Source organism: Paenibacillus silvestris, assembly GCF_009882985.1.
Classification (GTDB): Bacteria; Bacillota; Bacilli; order Paenibacillales; family NBRC-103111; genus Paenibacillus_E; species Paenibacillus_E silvestris.
The window spans coordinates 43,850-59,555 of the sequence record NZ_WTUZ01000004.1; the positions used below are offsets into that span (position 1 = coordinate 43,850).

A 15,706-nucleotide genomic window follows, 5' to 3' on the forward strand; every position below is an offset into this window, starting at 1 on the left:
CAATGAATGAACTGATACAAGCCATGGAGCAGCGCGTGTACGGCCAAAAGCTGAACACCAGACTGCTTGTAACCGCCTTATTAGCTGGAGGGCATGTCCTCCTTGAGGGAGTACCGGGCCTCGGGAAGACGAAGATGGCGCGCACCCTCGCGGAACTATCTGGCGGGGAATACCGCCGAATTCAATTTACACCGGATTTGATGCCTGCAGATATTACAGGCAGTGTGATCTATCACATGCAGGACCATTCGTTTACAACGATTCAAGGTCCGATCTTCACGAATGTGCTTGTGGCCGATGAAATTAACCGATCTGGGCCGAAGACGCAGGCAGCGCTGCTTGAAGCGATGGAGGAGAGGCAGGTGACGATTCAGGGGAATACGTACAAGCTTCCTAATCCATTCCTTGTTGTTGCGACCCAGAATCCCGTCGAGTACGAAGGCACTTATCCGCTGCCGGAGGCGCAGCTTGACCGGTTCATGTTTAAGCTGGTGCTCGATTACCCTGGCGAAGAAGCTGAGATTGCCATTCTTCGTGGGCATGTGCCGTTTCACCAGCATCTAGAGGAGCCTCTTCAAGCTTTAATGAACCCTGATCGGGTAATGGAATGGCAGCGCAAGCTGACGGATGTCGTGGTGGAGGACTCCTTATACACCTACATCGCAACGCTTATTCGCCAAACCCGGGAGTCCAAAAAAATCCAGCTAGGAGCTAGTCCCCGTGCAGGAATCGCTGTGCTTATGGCAAGTAAAGCATGGGCTCTATTGGATGGCCGGACCTATGTCACGCCAGATGATATTAAGCTTGTCGCGCGGCCTGCACTGCGGCACAGACTGCTGTTGACACCGCAAGCGGAACTGGAGGGCGGAACGAGTGACCAAATCATTCAAGAAACGCTCGGCTCTATTCCGGTTCCTAGATAAAACCTTCTTCCACGATTTCATTTTGCCCACGCGAAGGCTCATTGGTTTGGTCCTTATTGGTGCAGCCGGCATGCTGATTGCCGCCCTTTTTGGTGCGGTTCTGCCTGTTTTTTGGAGCTTCAATGCACTGTTACTTGTACTGAGCGCGATTGATCTCCTTTTGCTTCCCAAACGCAGCAGCTGGAAGATACGTAGAATTCTCCCTGAACAGGCGGATGTGAGGAACACTTTTGAGGTGAGTCTGGAGCTTGGGAGTTTGGATTTGGAATTGGGCTTGGGTTTGGAGCGATCTGCTGTGCACGTCGAGCTTATGGATCATTTACCCTACACATTTCAATTGGAAAGCAGTCAATTAAGCGGCATCTTCCAAGGGAAATCAGCTGCTTTCGGCTATACAACGACGGCTACTGAGAGAGGTCGGTATGGTTTTGAGAACGTGTATCTGCGCTATTTCGGAGGTATGGGACTTTGGAAGAAGCAGCTGCTTCTGAGTTCCTCAAATACCATTGAGATTTATCCGGACTTGTCTCAGGTGCGAGGTGTGCTTAACGCGGTTCAGGACGTTTTAATAGTAGAAGGCCATCGAGTGTTTAAAAAGCAGCGCAGCGGCTCCGAATTCCACTATATCCGTGACTACGTGCAGGGGGATGACATCCGGCTTATCAACTGGAAAGCGTCGGCGCGTGCGACGAAGCTGATGACGAACCTTTTTCAACCGGAAAAAGGGAAGATTGTTACCATCGTGCTGGACTGCGGAAGGCAGATGGCCATTGAGCTGGAAGGGCAAGTGAAGCTGGACAGAGCCTTGGAAGCTGCGCTGACTTTGGCTGCTGTAGCGCTCAAGCAAGGGGATCAAGTAGCATTAATTGCTTACTCCAACAAGGTCAAAGTGTATGTGCCGGCAGGAAAAGGACTTCCTCATCTGCAAGCATTAACGAGGGCCGTGTATGACTTGAGAACGGACTTTGTTGAATCTAGCACACAGATCGCTTTCGCACATGTGCTGCGTTTTCTGAAAAAGCGCTCGCTTGTCGTCCTATTTTCGGATATGGAGAGCTACCTTTACAATCAAGAAATGCTGCCCTATGTGCAGCGGCTCCGCAAAAGCCATCAAGTGCTGCTCCTATCGTTGCAGGACCCGCTGATTCATGAGTGGGCTCGTGTTCGCGCTGAGGATAGTCGGCAGGCTTATAAGATGAGTATGGCCCACAAGTTTACGACAGACCGAACCGCTTATGTAAACGAAATGGCCGGCAGAGGCATTCCTGTGATGGATGTCCCCGCCGACCAGCTTACGCTTAGCGCTGTTAATGCTTATTTGGATTTGAAAGCTCGTGATCGTTTATAGCGTTAATTGTTGTCTATTGTTCGTTCGTTTGCGAATGCCATAAACGTAGTATAACGCGAGGAGCAGCAGAGTTACGCCTGCGATGATGTATTTCATTTCGAGAGGCAGCGTGGAAGGTGTAATGTATCCTTCAATGAGCCCTGCGATGATGAATAACGGAATCGTGCCGATCAGGAGCTGGGCGGATTCCTTGGCCGACTCCAGAAAACGCAGCTTGCGCGGATAAGGTCCTGGTACGAAGAAGCGGTAGCCCATATATAAACCAGCTCCGCCTGCTATGAAAATAGCGGTAAGCTCAATGATACCGTGCGGCAAAATGTACGCCCAGAATACATAACTTTTACCGGATTGCATGTAAATAGCAGCTAAGGCACCAACGATAAGACCGTTGCTGATCATGAGATAGACGGTTCCGATGCCAAGCGTGATCCCGCTGATGAAGGCGAGGACGGCGACTCGAATATTATTCGTCATAATAGCCGTGGAGATCAGCGGTGAGTGCAGGTCGCCTCGGGGATCGGCTGTTTTGGACGGATCGATATTCTCGGCCATCCCACCTGGCATAATGAAGGCCAGATTGAGCGGATCATGCCAGATGGATAGGAAGCCGAGCAAGCCTCCAAGCAGAAAAAGGACAAAAGCAAAGCCGACGAACAGGCTTCTTGCCTGGATCAGCGAAGGGAAGTAGTGAAGGAAAAACTCCTTCATCTGGGTGCTGCTTGTATGGCTGTCTTTATACATTGTATTGTGAGCTTGTGAGACCAGATGATTCAGGTAGACGGTAGTTTCATCTGCGGGTGAATGAGTTTGGAGTGTGGCTAAATGCGCTGAAGCCGTCTTGTAAAGCTCAGTAAATCTGTTCACATGACTGGCCTGCAGGCTGCGTTTTCTCTTATTTAGCTGAAGCAGCAGCTGCTCTAGCTCCGTCCATTGGGATTTGTGTTCTCGAATGAAGCGCGAGATGTCCATAAAAGCCTCCTAAGCGTTTAACTAGCTCTAGCATAATCTGTTCATTTTATCATAGGAAAGTCTTAAATTACCATAATTATGCAACGTTAAGGAGATGCTATGAACGAGTCTCTGGATAAAGAAGTGACGGTCATCACCCCTGAGCAGGTGCAGTTGCAATTTCAAACTGCCGGAATTGGCAGCAGGGCGGTAGCGCATCTATTGGATAGCCTTATTTTATTAATCGTAAATGGGCTGTTGTTCGTGTTCGTTATTTTGGTAAGCAGGTTATATTCGGGCAGTTGGCTGCCTGACCTTGCGGATTATCTGATAGCCATTACCATCGTTTTATGGATTTTGTTGAATTTGGGTTATTTTGTTTGTTCAGAAGCTTTTATGGGCGGTCAGACATTGGGGAAACGAAGATTAGGCATGCGCGTTATTCAAAACAATGGGCAGTCGGCTACGCTTTTATCCATAATCATTCGCAATCTGTTTCGTTTGCTGGATATCCTGCCTGCTTTCTATTTCGTCGGGATGCTCAGCATGTTCTTAAGCTCGAAGGATAAGCGGGTTGGCGATATGGTAGCTGGAACGATGGTTGTGATTGAAGCGCGATTTGAACGGGTCAAACGGCGAAAACAGCTTGAAAAAGCGATCGCTCGCAAGAACTATCCGGACATTGCGCTTCACATAGAGGAGGCTCTCAGACAGGGCATTACGGCTAAGGACTGGCAGCTGCTGCAGGCTTGGGTTGAGAGAGTACCTACCATGTATGACGCGAAGTTAGCAGAGCTGGCTGCTCCCATTGCACACTATTTTGCGATAAAATTAGATCAGGATTCTGCGATTGCTCACGATGCTTCTGCGTTCTTGGTCAAGCTCTATGAGATTCTGCGCGAGGATTGGGAAGTGTGAGGTAGGGCAGGGTGTGGGCTTGGCATGGCATGGGAAGGTAAGACTAAACATGGCAAGGTAAGACATGGTAAGACATGGGAAGACGTGGCAAGACGTGGCAAAGCAAGACCAGACCAGACCAGACAGAGCTAGGCAAGCAAGGAACAGCATGACACGGTACGAAATACGGCACGGCATTGAATCGTTGATTGGCTATCCATGCGAGTTGAAGGAGTGGCGGTATGGGAACGACGGCTATAGTAGCGGGCGGTACAGGGTTAGTAGGCCGAGAATTGATCAGGCTGCTGCAGGAGGACGCTCAGTACGACAAAATTATTGCGCTTGTTCGCAGGGACATCCAAGTCCGTCATCTTCGGGGGAGCGAGAAGTTGGTCCAAGTGAAAACAGACTACAGCCAATTAGATGCTGATCTAGGCCCTTCAGTTATCGCTGCTATGGCAGGTGCTCACGTGTTTTGCGCATTGGGGACAACCATTAAGAAAGCTGGTTCCCAAGAACAATTTCGCAAAGTAGACTTCGAATATCCGATGAAACTTGGTGAGATCGCTGGCAAGGGGAAGGCCAGTGTTTTTGCTATTGTGACAGCGATGGGAGCAAGTAGTGCTTCTTCGATATTTTATAATCGGGTAAAAGGCGATGTCGAGCAGGGGCTGCGGTCACTGAACCTTCGCTCACTCTATATGCTTCGTCCCTCTCTGATCCTGGGGGATCGGGATGAGGTCCGAGTAAGTGATCAGCTGGGAAGCATTTTTTCACGAGTAGTTTCCCCGCTTATGATTGGCGGGCTTCGGAAGTATCGCCCCATTCAAGCGAGCAAGATTGCTGCTGGATTAATAGCTTGCGCCCAGACAGGTGAGGCAGGTGCCCATGTGATATTGTCCGACCGAATTGCTGAGTTGGCTGATAAGTAGAGGACTATTTTCGTTGGGAAGATTGGGAGGGGGCCGAAGTGTTCCGACCGTGGATATCGACGAGCCATCTCCTTCCTGATATGATGAAAGACGTTACAAATAAACGTACCAAAATTGTTTTGGGGAAAGAAGGGTTTATACGATGATCGATCATATTGTACTGGTAAAATTCGGAGAAACAACAACGCAGGAGCAGCTTCAAGAAGTTGTTGACCGCTTTAAAGCGCTTCGCCCTCATCTGACGGGAATCGTCGATATTCAAGCTGGCATTAACTTTTCAGAGAAAAATAAAGGATACCAAGTGGTTCTGTCGGTTCGATTTGAGGATCGCGCAGCGCTTGAAGCATATGGTCCAAATCCGGAGCACCAAGCGGTTGCGGCATATATTCGCGAGGTAGGCCGTGAGGATAGTTTGATTGTTGATATTGAGATTTAAGAGCGCGATGCCCTCGTCCGATGGGAATGGGGCAACTTATTTACCTTTTAACTGGAAAAACTCAAGTTAATTCTTCCTTTGAACGGTGGATTCAACGAATAACTGGAAAAAGTACCGCTAATGCAATCATTATTTTCATAATCCGGCTCACAGTGGCTGATTAGCGGGAGAAATTCCTGTTATATGGTCGAGCGGCGATGATATGCTGTAAATTAGCAGGATTAATTCCATCTAATATTAACGATGCTACAAAGTGCAAAAAGGGTTATCTCAAAAGGTCAGGAGGACCTATGGGGTAGCCCTTTTTGGCTGTATGAAGACTAGCGGGGGGAACTATGATCCGCTATTCTCGAGATTACAGGGGCATGAACTAATTAGGGGGAACCATGGTCCGCTATTTCGTTCGAATTAACCCCAATATTGGGTTTTCTGGCCAAATAGGACCCTGTAGTTCCGCAATTCTCCAATATCCGGCTATTTTGGCGGAATAACGCCCTGTAGTTCCCTTGCGAACAAAAAAACGATGGGGGCTACCCACAGTAACCAGACTACTCTCTCTCTCCCCAGCACCAATCAGCAGAAACCAGATACTCTCTCTCCCCAGCAGCATTCTGGAGTAACCAGACTGTTCCCCCCAGCACGCCAAAAAGGGGCGAGCCACTGTCGTCTGCTCGCCCCCAACTATTTAGCTCCCCTTACCCGTAAGCTCCTTCCGGTACACCGAAGGGGCGCTGCCGCTCCATTTGTGAAACTGCTTGGAGAAATAGAGCGCGTCGTTGAAGCCGACAGACGAGGCCACCTGGTCGATGGTCATGGCCGTCTCCAAAAGCTGCCTGGCGCGTTCCATGCGGATTTTGAATAGGTACTGCATGGGAGCGAGGCCTGTGGCCTGTTTGAACATTTTGCACAAGTACGTTCGGTGATAGCCCAGTGTCCGGGCGAGCTGCTCGATGGAGACGACTTGCGTATACTGCAGCTCTAGATAGCGGACTGCCTGACTCACTTGCCGCTGGATCTCGGTTTCGGTGGCAGGCTTGGTTTTCACCTGGTGAGCACCTGCCCGGCCAAGCTCGCGAAGCAGCAGGCGAAGCCAGCCCGCCGCTTCCATATCCTCCAGCGCCGGGTACATCGACTGCTGAAAGCTGGAGCGGATTCGGCGGTAGTAGTGACGCATGGAGCGGGGGACGCTCCCCGTGATGACGGCATTTTGCGGGGAAACGCCGATCTGAGAGAGCATTACGCCTGCTGCATACCCCGTGAAAGCGACCCATGAATAATGCCAAGGATTCTCGGCATCCGCTGTATATCGGAACAACTCCCCAGGGTAGATGATGAACGTGTCGCCTGCTGTGCAGTGGTAGGTGCGGTTGTGCATCTCAAAAGTGCCGTTACCTGAATGCACAGTGTGAACCAGATAGTAATCGTGGACACCAGGACCTGTATTGTGTAGGGCAATGGGTTTTCCTTCGCCGCTAAAAAGCACAGAAAGTTCGCTATTGCTCTCATGCGGATTAATGCTGACGGTAAAATAGGTATGCTCCGTACTCATATAAACCTCGGAATTTTTTATTCTAAGCGTACCTCAATAAACTACAAATGTCCATATTGGAGTTCGTTCAATCCATATGCTTCCAAAGCTTCCTGCGTTATAGTGAAGATAGGAAAACGACAACAAATTGGAGGGTATCCACACATGTCCAAAATTACTTTTCTAGGTGCAGGAAGTACTGTTTTTGCGAAAAACGTGCTTGGCGATTGCTTGATGACTCCCGCACTGCAAGGCTTTGAAATCGCTCTCTTCGATATTGATCACGAACGTTTGCAGGATTCAGCCAACATGCTGAATAACATCAAAAAAACAAGCGGCAGCACGTCTGTCATTCATGTGTATACCGACCGCAAGGAAGCATTGAAAGGTGCAAAATACGTTGTTAATGCCATTCAAGTAGGTGGCTATGATCCATGTACGATTACGGATTTTGAAATTCCGAAAAAGTATGGTTTGAGACAAACGATCGCAGATACAGTTGGGATTGGCGGTATTTTTAGAAATCTGCGGACGATTCCGGTTATGCTCGATTTCGCAGCAGATATTCGCGAGGTATGCCCAGATGCTTTGTTCCTAAACTACACGAATCCGATGGCTGTATTAACAAATGTTATGAACACGTATGGCGGTGTTCGCACCGTTGGTCTATGTCACAGTGTACAGGCCTGTATTCCTGAGCTGTTCAAGAGCCTTGGCATGGAGAAGGAAGGCGTCAAAGCCAAAATTGCAGGCATTAACCATATGGCTTGGCTGCTTGAGGTAACGAAAGATGGCGTCGATCTGTACCCAGAAATCAAGAAACGGGCGATCGAGAAACAGAAGGAAAAGCATAAGGATATGGTCCGTTTTGAAATGATGCTGAAATTCGGTCATTACATTACGGAATCCTCCGAGCACAACGCGGAATATCATCCGTACTTCATCAAACGGAATTATCCGGAGCTGATTGACCGCTTCAACATTCCGCTTGACGAGTATCCACGTCGCTGTATCGAGCAGATCAGCCGTTGGAAGAAAATGCGCGAGGATCTCGTGAATGATACGAATTTGACGCATGCGCGTTCTCATGAGTATGCCTCCTACATTTTCGAAGCGATTGAGACAGATGTTCCGTTCAAAATCGGCGGCAACGTGATGAATACCGGCTTAATTACGAATTTACCGCGCGAAGCGTGCGTGGAAGTCCCTTGTTTGGTTGACCGTAACGGGGTTACACCAACGTATGTAGGCGATCTGCCGCCACAGCTTGCGGCGCTTAACCGCACGAACATCAATACGCAGCTATTGACGATTGAAGCGGCTATTACACGCAAACGTGATCATATTTATCACGCAGCAATGCTTGATCCGCATACGTCAGCTGAGCTGTCGATGGATGACATTGTCGCGATGTGCGACGAGTTAATTGAAGCGCATGGCAGTTGGCTGCCTGAGTTCTCCTAAGAAGCATATCGATAAAAAAGAAGGCCATGGCGTATGTCTGACATACCCATGACCTTCTTTTTCTTGTTTCAGCCGCCAAACGCGTCGCGAAACGCATGATTTAGAACCTCCAACTCAACTTTCCAAATGGGAGCAAGTTCAGGTCCTACGTTAATGTCAAACCAGTCTGAAAGCGCCTTGCGGTTAGAACCATTTTCTACGATGAAGGGCAGATTGAGCATGACCTTCTTCACATAAAGCTCCTCGGCCTCCTTAATTTGCTCCAGGGACAGCCATATTTTCAACCGTTTCACAGTCCGGTATAGCTCCTTGCTGCAGGCTCTTCGAATGCTGCGGGCGTTGGGGAATTGCTGTTTATGTTTTTCACCTTGTTTGTTATTGATCATCGCTGTATCCACACTCCTCTATGCTATTTGTATGCATGGAGTGGGCGTAGAGCCACTCGGGACATGAAGCTAAGGAGCCCAAGTTGTGTGGCACAGCCGTAAAAGATCGTTAATCAACTACCAGGTAGCCAATCATAGGTCCGCTATGAGCGATATCGGCATGTGTCATACAAATGATGCGGTATGTGCCTTCTTGATCGGCTGTAAAATGAACGATAGTCTCTTTTCCCTTTTTGACTTCACCGCTAATGTTAAGTCCTTCAATGAGAAAAGGATGGCTTTCACCGTTGACGCCGTAGATACTGAGTTTGATTCGTTCCCCTTTTTCGATGAAAACAGTGCCGGGATCCCAGCGATAGGCTTCAATCGTTTTGCCATCTTTGGTGGTCGATTTGAACTCACCTACAACCATTTGAATGGTTCTTTCGGGCGCAGGCTCAGCCAGTGTGGGCACGATTTTTCCACGGTTCATATAGAGAACACCCGAGAGAAGCAGCAGCAGAACGACGGCTGCCAGATAGAGATGCTTGCGCTTAATAATCCATACTTGGGACATAGGGCCCGCCTCCTGTACAAACATACTTGTACATTTTATGCAGAGGCTTGTCAGCACATGAATATTCTTTCGTATCTCCCTGCGCAATAAGTGGGTGAAACTGGTTGATGAGAGCCCGTCTGTGTTAGAATGGAGGGTAGAAATCGGATGGATCATAGAGGGAGAGAGGGTTCATGAATGGGTGAGTTGATTCACAGTGTTTTGCTTTACTTGGAAGGGCTTGGGTATTGGGGGATTTTCCTCGGACTAATGCTGGAAGTGATTCCGAACGAGCTGCTTCTTGCCTATGCGGGTTATTTGGTATCCAAAGGTGAAATTAATTTCTTTGGTGCCATTGTTTGCGCGGTAATCGGCGGGACACTAGCCCAAATCGTGCTTTACTGGATCGGACGCTATGGTGGCAGACCTTTCCTGGAGAAGTACGGCAAATACTTGCTGATCAGCAAGCATCATATTGATGTGGCTGAAGCGTGGTTCAACCGCTATGGCACGGGCATGATTTTTACAGCTAGATTCATTCCTATCGTCCGTCACGCTATATCTCTACCGGGTGGTATGGCCAAAATGCCGCTTGGCAAGTTTACTCTGTACACAGGTTTAGCACTAATTCCTTATTCCTTTCTCTATGTTTACTTGGGGATGAAACTCAAAGATAACTGGGAGACGATTGATGAAATCGCAGGGCCGTACATAAAACCATTAATTATTGCAGCGATTGTTTTAACTCTCTTGTATGTGGGTTATCAATTCTATTTGAAAAGAAAAGCGAAAGTTTAGCGATCTGGATTTGCGCATTCGGTTCAATTTGTTACAATAATAAGGAAGAATCACGAAAATGGAGGGACTTTGATCTAGATTCAATGATCCCTATATTAGGAGGATGAGTAGCGATGAGTACGAATCTTGCAAGCAAATTGCGCACTGGCTTGAAGCCACAGCAATTCATTGACAGCATGGAGAAGAATAAAGACAAATTTTTGGATTACTACAACGGGTTTGCATGGGACAATGAAGAGGATAAGGAATATTTCGATTCCCTAAACAATCGTGATGATTTGCGCTGTGTCATTATTGCTGCAGACTGGTGTGGCGATGTTGTTCGCAACGTGCCTGTCGTATTCAAAGCGCTTGAAAACAGCGGTGTGCCTGTAGAAGTATTGATTATGGAGCAAAACTACGACGTAATCGATCAATTCCTGACAGGTGGCGGCCGTTCGATTCCAGTCGTTGTGTTTACAGATACTGGCGGTTTTGTACTTGGACATTGGGGCCCACGCCCGACAAAGGTTCAAGCGGTCATGACGCAGTTCAAACAAGAAAATCCAGATCGCGAAGCGCCAGATTATAACGAAAAAATTCAAGTAGCCAGAGCCGAAATGGGTCGTCAATATGGTGAAGGTAACGGGTACCACGCTGTTATCGTGAAGGAACTTCGTGACTTAATCGAGTCGTTCTAAGTGAATGCTAAGGTGAGGGCATATGATTAACATAGAAACATTTGTTTTGGGACCCGTTAGCACGAATGCGTATTTATTATCAGATCCGGAGACCAAAAAGGGTATTATTATCGATCCTGGGATGAACCCGAAATCGCTAATTAAGAAGATTGCCGACTTAGACATTGAAGCAATCCTTCTGACACACGCGCATTTCGATCATATTGGCGGCGTTGATGAAATTCGCAAGCTCAAAAAGTGTCCCGTTTACATTCATGATCTGGAAGCCGACTGGCTGACCAATCCGAAGAAAAACGGTTCCACTCGTTGGCCGGAACTGGGGGTCCTTATTGAGACGGATCCGGCCGAGTTCGCGCTGGATGAAGGGCAAACGTTGGAGTTTCTGGGCATCAAACTCCAAGTATTTCATACGCCAGGTCATTCCCCAGGGAGCGTGAGTTTCCTATACGACAAATACTTGTTCAGTGGCGATGTGCTGTTCAAGCTGTCCGTAGGCCGAACGGATCTGCCTGGCGGGGATAATAACGATCTGCTGGACTCTATCCAGGATAAGCTCTTCCACCTCGAGGACGATACGATCGTCTATCCGGGGCATGGCGGTAAAACAACGATTGGCTTTGAAAAAGATAATAATCCATATGTGTAGAAGAAACAGCGAGTCGGGATTGCTTTCCTGACCGCTGTTTTTTTGTTGTCTGCGCCTGCTGGTTGCTCGGAACTCTCGCCTGGTACAAGCGGGCTGATGCAGGAGGCTCGTTCGCCCATGATACGTAACCATTTTTGGGTGAACTGGGTGTTTACCGTGTTCGTGGTAGGTGCTCCCCCATAGACTGATGTTGTAAGCTATTCACCCAACCCTAACGATAACAACCTAATTGTTAAGCTTCAATATTCTAAGGAGGTGCTCCATCCATGGAGTTTGTAAAACCAACGTATCCAATTGCACCGATGCCAGCTCCGATGCCTATGCCAGCCCCGATGCCAATGCCAATGCCGATGCCAGTCGCACCGCCACCGGCGCCTATTATGCACCACAAACCAGTTCACAATGACATTCACTTGCATGCTTCGTACCAACAAACCTCGTTTGTATTCCCTAAACCAGTAGCCGTAGCGCCAGTAGCCAAAGTTTGCGCATACCCTAACAACAACGTAGGCAGCATTCTTGTTCTGTTCATTTTGCTTGTCATTATTACACGTTGTATTTGTAAATATTAAGAGAGTCATTCACTCGACCCACGGCAGGGTAACCTGTGTGGGTTATTTTTTTATGACGATGCGGTACATGCTTTGTTCCCAGATGTTTACTCAAGCGTGAACCGCAAAGTAGTATCATTTTTTCACAACATAGCGTCACATTTGATCCCCTCATCTTGTTAAGCTTAGAAGGTCAACAAGAAACAAAGGCAGATCATTCATAAATGATAGGGGACTATATCATATGCAAAAAAGCGATGGCATGAATTACGCACCAGTCGGTACTTTTAACTCCGTTTGTGAGCCCGGCGAGTTTATATTTGCAGCAGCAGCTTTGGATCACGGTCATATTTATGGAATGTGCAACGGGCTTTGTGAAGCAGGCGGCGAGTTGAAATGGGTCTATGACCCGGATCCAGCGAAAGTAGATAGATTTGTAAGTAAATTCCCTAACGTGAGAGTGGCTAGCTCCTTGGAGGAAATCCTTCAGGACAGCGAAGTCAAGCTGGTTGCCTCAGCAGCGATTCCTAGCGATCGTGGACCGCTTGGTCTGAAGGTGATGGACAGCGGCAAAGATTATTTCACTGACAAAGCGCCGTTCACTACACTGGAGCAGTTGGAAGCGGCACGCGCGAAGGTTGCTCAGACGAAACAAAAGTATGCCGTTTACTACAGCGAACGTCTTCATTCCGAAAGCTCCAATTTTGCGGAACAGCTGATTAAGCAAGGTGCGATCGGCCGTGTGCTGCAGGTAATTGGCCTTGGTCCACACCGTGTTAACCTGTCGAGCAGACCGGATTGGTTCTTTGAGAAAGAGAAGTTTGGCGGTATTCTGTGTGATATCGGGAGCCATCAGATCGAGCAGTTCCTACAGTTCACAGGTGCGAAGGATGCCAAAGTCGTACATAGTAAAGTAGCGAATTATCACTATCCGCAGTATCCGACGTTTGAGGATTTCGGCGACGCGACATTGGTTGGAGACAATGGGGCGACGGGCTACTTCCGCGTGGACTGGTTTACACCAGATGGCTTAAGCACGTGGGGCGATGGCCGTATGACGATCCTCGGTACGGATGGTTATATTGAGCTTCGCAAATATGTGGATATCGCCAGAGAGCAGACAGGCGATCATGTGTACCTTGTGAATGGGGATGGCGAGCAGCACTTTGCTGCCAAAGGCAAGGTTGGATTCCCGTACTTCGGTCAGTTGATCCTGGATTGCTTGAACCGTACAGAGAATGCAATGACACAGGAGCACGCTTTCAAAGCCGCAGAGTTGTGCCTGATTGCACAGCGCGATGCGATGAGAATTGCACCGGAAGGTAACTGATAATACCTGCAGTCACGCAGCGCACGAATGAGCTGACCTCAATAGAGGTCAGCTTTTTTTCATGAAAGTGCCATTGTGGCACTGTTGCAGACTATTTTATAATAGAGGGATAGGACAAGGGGGGAAGAACATGACGGGGGATATGCAACTAGATGAGCAACTCCATTTATGGTATCAGGCTGCAGTAAAAATCATGGATGTACGGCATGTGAAGATGACATCCGGCGAAGCGCTGCGTGCCTACCGACTTCCGTCGAATGCCTTTATCTTTGCCTTGCAAGGCGCTGCGAGTATTGCGCTCGATGATCGCGACTATGCCGTTAATAAATTTCATCTTCTACACAGCGGGAAAGGAAGTTACTTGGATATCCAGCTTACGGAGGATATTTTCGAGTATTACCTTGTGCTGTACAAGGCTAGCATTCCGCTTCCTACGACGAAAGATAAACTGAAATACATAGATAAAAGTAATCCCTTTTATATGCAGTACAGTTTCTTGCCTCATTTGCCGATGCTGCTTTATCAGAACCTGGAGCAGCTCGAGCGAGAGTGGAACGACGCCAGCAGGTTATCGAAATTGCATGCCAAAACATTGCTATACAATTTCATTTACGAGCTGATGTGCCAGCTTCATGACCAAGATGTGCCGATGATCCAAGGGGAGCCGGTCACGCAAGCGATTCGCTACATCCATGAGCATTATGCAGAAGCGATTACGCTGGAGCGATTAGCGGAAGTGCTGGATTGCAGCCCAAGGCAAGTGACGCGGATGTTCAAAAGCCAGATGAGCGCCAGTCCGATTGACTATCTGATTCGGTATCGCATGGAAAAAGCCAAGAAGCTCCTGCTGGATACGGATGCTACACTTCAGCAGATTGCAGCAGGCGTTGGCTATCAGGATGTTTATTTTTTCAGCCGCACATTCAAAAAGCATACAGGCATTGCACCGGTTCATTTTAAGGAAAATCACCAAATACCCCTTTCCAGTCCCAATAATCCATTCCTGATGTCTATATCTTCCATTGCATTGAACAAGCGGGGAGGGCATACTAGTCATGAGGATAATAATCATTCTCAATATAGGAGTGAAGGGGTATTACCAATGTACAGAAGTTCCAAACCGTCTATTGCTTTAGTTTTATTGCTCAGCCTTACCTTGTTCGTAACGGCATGCGCCAGTTCATCGAGCCCAGCAGGGGATAACGGGCAAGCGCCAGCTTCCACGAGCAGTACCAAAGAGCAAGCCGCAAACGAACGGGTTCTAAAAGATGCATTAGGACATGAAGTGAAGGTTCCAGCCAATCCGCAGCGTGTTATCGCTTCATATTTAGAGGATCACTTGGTAGCTCTAGGGGTTAAGCCTGTTGCGCAATGGTCCATTAATAAAGGGACTACGTCCGTTCAAAACTATTTGCAAAAAGATCTGAATGGCATTCCGACGATTCCTTTTGATCTTCCTTTTGAAGCTGTGATGAGCTTTAAACCGGATCTGATCATTATGGACAGCGCGGAAACCGTTGCAGGTGATAAATATGATCAATACTCCAAGATTGCTCCGACCTACACGGTAGGCGGCGATAAAAACAATGATTGGCGCCAAGAGCTGCTGACCATTGGTGAAGTTCTGAACAAGAGCAAGGAAGCTAAGCAAGCCCTGGAAACATACGACAACAAAGCCAAGGATGCTAAGGAAAAGCTGCAAAAGGCGATTGGCACGCAGAAGGCCGCGGCGCTTTGGGTGACGGCTAAGGCTGTTTATGTGGTAAGTGAGAAATTATCGAGCGGCGATGTGTTGTACAAAGATTTGGGACTTAACATCCCAAGTGTCGTTCAAGAAGCTTCCAAAACAGGAACAGCTAACTGGCTCGCCCTATCCATGGAGAAGCTCGCTACGCTGGATGCTGATTATTTATTCATTGTGAACAGCAAAGGCGTGAGTAAAGAAGAAATTGTCAAAGATCCCGTATGGGCAGGGATTCCTGCTGTGAAAAAAGGTCAAGTGTATGACTTTGACAATAACTCCAGCTGGTTATACACAGGCACTATTGCGAACAGCCAAATGATTGATGATGTTTTGAAAAGCGTTGTGAAGTAAGCGTAGAAGAGTAGCGAAGAAGAGTAGCGAAGAAGGTTTAAGCGAAGAAAAGTTAGCGAAGAAGGTTCTTGGGACGGCAGCTGCCAGCTTAAGGCCTTCTTTTGTTTTTGTGGAAAAGTGCGAAGAGCCGGCGGTGTAGCGGCGCTAGCGTTGTTTTTCATCGCTACCGCACGATGAAAGTTCGAAGAGCTAATATAATCGGGATTCAA

General features: G+C 48.1%; 16 protein-coding genes. 12 read left to right on the plus strand and 4 right to left on the minus strand.

All coding sequences use genetic code 11. The features are described from left to right. Positions 1–2: 2 nt before the first annotated feature. Positions 3–923, plus strand: a complete 921-nt coding sequence (locus tag GQF01_RS01245) for an AAA family ATPase (RefSeq protein WP_161404980.1) — start codon at positions 3–5, stop codon at positions 921–923. Then, positions 874–2,271, plus strand: a complete 1,398-nt coding sequence (locus GQF01_RS36800; protein ID WP_161404982.1) for a DUF58 domain-containing protein — start codon at positions 874–876, stop codon at positions 2,269–2,271. Before GQF01_RS01245 ends, GQF01_RS36800 begins: the two co-directional genes overlap by 50 nt. Here GQF01_RS36800 and GQF01_RS01255 read toward each other — a convergent pair. Continuing rightward, positions 2,266–3,240 (minus strand): stage II sporulation protein M, encoded by a 975-nt coding sequence (locus GQF01_RS01255; RefSeq protein ID WP_161404984.1) that lies wholly within the window; start codon positions 3,238–3,240, stop codon positions 2,266–2,268. The genes GQF01_RS36800 and GQF01_RS01255 overlap by 6 nt on opposite strands. 99 nt (positions 3,241–3,339) lie before the next feature. On the opposite strand from GQF01_RS01255, the gene GQF01_RS01260 reads away from it, so the two are divergent. The 3 genes from GQF01_RS01260 to GQF01_RS01270 all read left to right on the plus strand — a co-directional run bounded on the left by GQF01_RS01260 (position 3,340) and on the right by GQF01_RS01270 (position 5,484). Then, complete coding sequence (locus GQF01_RS01260) at positions 3,340–4,137, plus strand: RDD family protein (protein ID WP_161404987.1); 798 nt, start codon at positions 3,340–3,342, stop codon at positions 4,135–4,137. A gap of 221 nt (positions 4,138–4,358) precedes the next feature. Beyond that, positions 4,359–5,048, plus strand: a complete 690-nt coding sequence (locus tag GQF01_RS01265) for a Rossmann-fold NAD(P)-binding domain-containing protein (RefSeq protein WP_202555966.1) — start codon at positions 4,359–4,361, stop codon at positions 5,046–5,048. 142 nt (positions 5,049–5,190) lie between these two features. Then, positions 5,191–5,484, plus strand: coding sequence for a Dabb family protein (locus tag GQF01_RS01270; protein ID WP_145667347.1), 294 nt, complete (start codon positions 5,191–5,193; stop codon positions 5,482–5,484). A 685-nt stretch (positions 5,485–6,169) separates the two neighbouring features. Here the strand turns inward: GQF01_RS01270 and GQF01_RS01275 are convergent. After that, entirely contained in the window at positions 6,170–7,033 is an 864-nt protein-coding gene (locus GQF01_RS01275) for an AraC family transcriptional regulator (protein ID WP_161404989.1), read from the minus strand. Between the two features lie 144 nt (positions 7,034–7,177). On the opposite strand from GQF01_RS01275, the gene melA reads away from it, so the two are divergent. Beyond that, the gene (melA, locus tag GQF01_RS01280; protein WP_161404990.1) at positions 7,178–8,476 is read left to right on the plus strand and encodes an alpha-glucosidase/alpha-galactosidase; all 1,299 of its coding nucleotides are present in this window, start codon (positions 7,178–7,180) and stop codon (positions 8,474–8,476) included. Positions 8,477–8,544: 68 nt separating this feature from the next. On the opposite strand, the gene GQF01_RS01285 is transcribed toward melA, so the two are convergent. After that, on the minus strand, positions 8,545–8,862 hold the full coding sequence (locus GQF01_RS01285; protein WP_161404993.1) for a dehydrogenase: 318 nt from the start codon (positions 8,860–8,862) through the stop codon (positions 8,545–8,547). A 109-nt stretch (positions 8,863–8,971) separates the two neighbouring features. Further along, positions 8,972–9,334: a cupredoxin domain-containing protein gene (locus GQF01_RS01290; RefSeq protein WP_407945386.1), complete on the minus strand. Its 363-nt coding sequence runs from the start codon at positions 9,332–9,334 to the stop codon at positions 8,972–8,974. A 261-nt stretch (positions 9,335–9,595) separates the two neighbouring features. Here GQF01_RS01290 and GQF01_RS01295 point away from each other — a divergent pair, with 261 nt between their 5' ends. The 6 genes from GQF01_RS01295 to GQF01_RS01315 all read left to right on the plus strand — a co-directional run bounded on the left by GQF01_RS01295 (position 9,596) and on the right by GQF01_RS01315 (position 15,497). Beyond that, positions 9,596–10,195, plus strand: a complete 600-nt coding sequence (locus GQF01_RS01295) for a DedA family protein (protein WP_161404997.1) — start codon at positions 9,596–9,598, stop codon at positions 10,193–10,195. Positions 10,196–10,308: 113 nt separating this feature from the next. Beyond that, complete coding sequence (locus tag GQF01_RS01300) at positions 10,309–10,875, plus strand: thioredoxin family protein (protein WP_161404999.1); 567 nt, start codon at positions 10,309–10,311, stop codon at positions 10,873–10,875. Between the two features lie 22 nt (positions 10,876–10,897). Beyond that, positions 10,898–11,521 carry an MBL fold metallo-hydrolase gene (locus tag GQF01_RS01305; RefSeq protein WP_161405001.1) on the plus strand — a complete coding sequence of 208 codons (624 nt, stop codon included), beginning with the start codon at positions 10,898–10,900 and terminating at the stop codon, positions 11,519–11,521. 266 nt (positions 11,522–11,787) lie between these two features. Further along, positions 11,788–12,093, plus strand: coding sequence for a hypothetical protein (locus tag GQF01_RS35820; RefSeq protein ID WP_202555968.1), 306 nt, complete (start codon positions 11,788–11,790; stop codon positions 12,091–12,093). Between the two features lie 223 nt (positions 12,094–12,316). Further along, the gene (locus GQF01_RS01310) at positions 12,317–13,402 is read left to right on the plus strand and encodes a Gfo/Idh/MocA family protein (protein ID WP_161405003.1); all 1,086 of its coding nucleotides are present in this window, start codon (positions 12,317–12,319) and stop codon (positions 13,400–13,402) included. Positions 13,403–13,532: 130 nt separating this feature from the next. After that, complete coding sequence (locus GQF01_RS01315) at positions 13,533–15,497, plus strand: AraC family transcriptional regulator (RefSeq protein ID WP_235958742.1); 1,965 nt, start codon at positions 13,533–13,535, stop codon at positions 15,495–15,497. Positions 15,498–15,706: the final 209 nt, after the last annotated feature.

Bases quoted from the DNA above. Each gene is read 5' to 3' on its own strand.
- GQF01_RS01290 (WP_407945386.1), bottom strand. From the start codon at position 9,334: ATGAACCGTGGAAAAATCGTGCCCACACTGGCTGAGCCTGCGCCCGAA.
- GQF01_RS01300 (WP_161404999.1), top strand. From the start codon at position 10,309: ATGAGTACGAATCTTGCAAGCAAATTGCGCACTGGCTTGAAGCCACAG.
- melA (WP_161404990.1), top strand. From the start codon at position 7,178: ATGTCCAAAATTACTTTTCTAGGTGCAGGAAGTACTGTTTTTGCGAAA.
- GQF01_RS01305 (WP_161405001.1), top strand. From the start codon at position 10,898: ATGATTAACATAGAAACATTTGTTTTGGGACCCGTTAGCACGAATGCG.
- GQF01_RS01310 (WP_161405003.1), top strand. From the start codon at position 12,317: ATGCAAAAAAGCGATGGCATGAATTACGCACCAGTCGGTACTTTTAAC.
- GQF01_RS01315 (WP_235958742.1), top strand. From the start codon at position 13,533: ATGACGGGGGATATGCAACTAGATGAGCAACTCCATTTATGGTATCAG.
- GQF01_RS01285 (WP_161404993.1), bottom strand. From the start codon at position 8,862: ATGATCAATAACAAACAAGGTGAAAAACATAAACAGCAATTCCCCAAC.
- GQF01_RS01260 (WP_161404987.1), top strand. From the start codon at position 3,340: ATGAACGAGTCTCTGGATAAAGAAGTGACGGTCATCACCCCTGAGCAG.
- GQF01_RS01270 (WP_145667347.1), top strand. From the start codon at position 5,191: ATGATCGATCATATTGTACTGGTAAAATTCGGAGAAACAACAACGCAG.
- GQF01_RS01295 (WP_161404997.1), top strand. From the start codon at position 9,596: ATGGGTGAGTTGATTCACAGTGTTTTGCTTTACTTGGAAGGGCTTGGG.
- GQF01_RS35820 (WP_202555968.1), top strand. From the start codon at position 11,788: ATGGAGTTTGTAAAACCAACGTATCCAATTGCACCGATGCCAGCTCCG.
- GQF01_RS01265 (WP_202555966.1), top strand. From the start codon at position 4,359: ATGGGAACGACGGCTATAGTAGCGGGCGGTACAGGGTTAGTAGGCCGA.
- GQF01_RS01275 (WP_161404989.1), bottom strand. From the start codon at position 7,033: ATGAGTACGGAGCATACCTATTTTACCGTCAGCATTAATCCGCATGAG.
- GQF01_RS01255 (WP_161404984.1), bottom strand. From the start codon at position 3,240: ATGGACATCTCGCGCTTCATTCGAGAACACAAATCCCAATGGACGGAG.
- GQF01_RS01245 (WP_161404980.1), top strand. From the start codon at position 3: ATGAATGAACTGATACAAGCCATGGAGCAGCGCGTGTACGGCCAAAAG.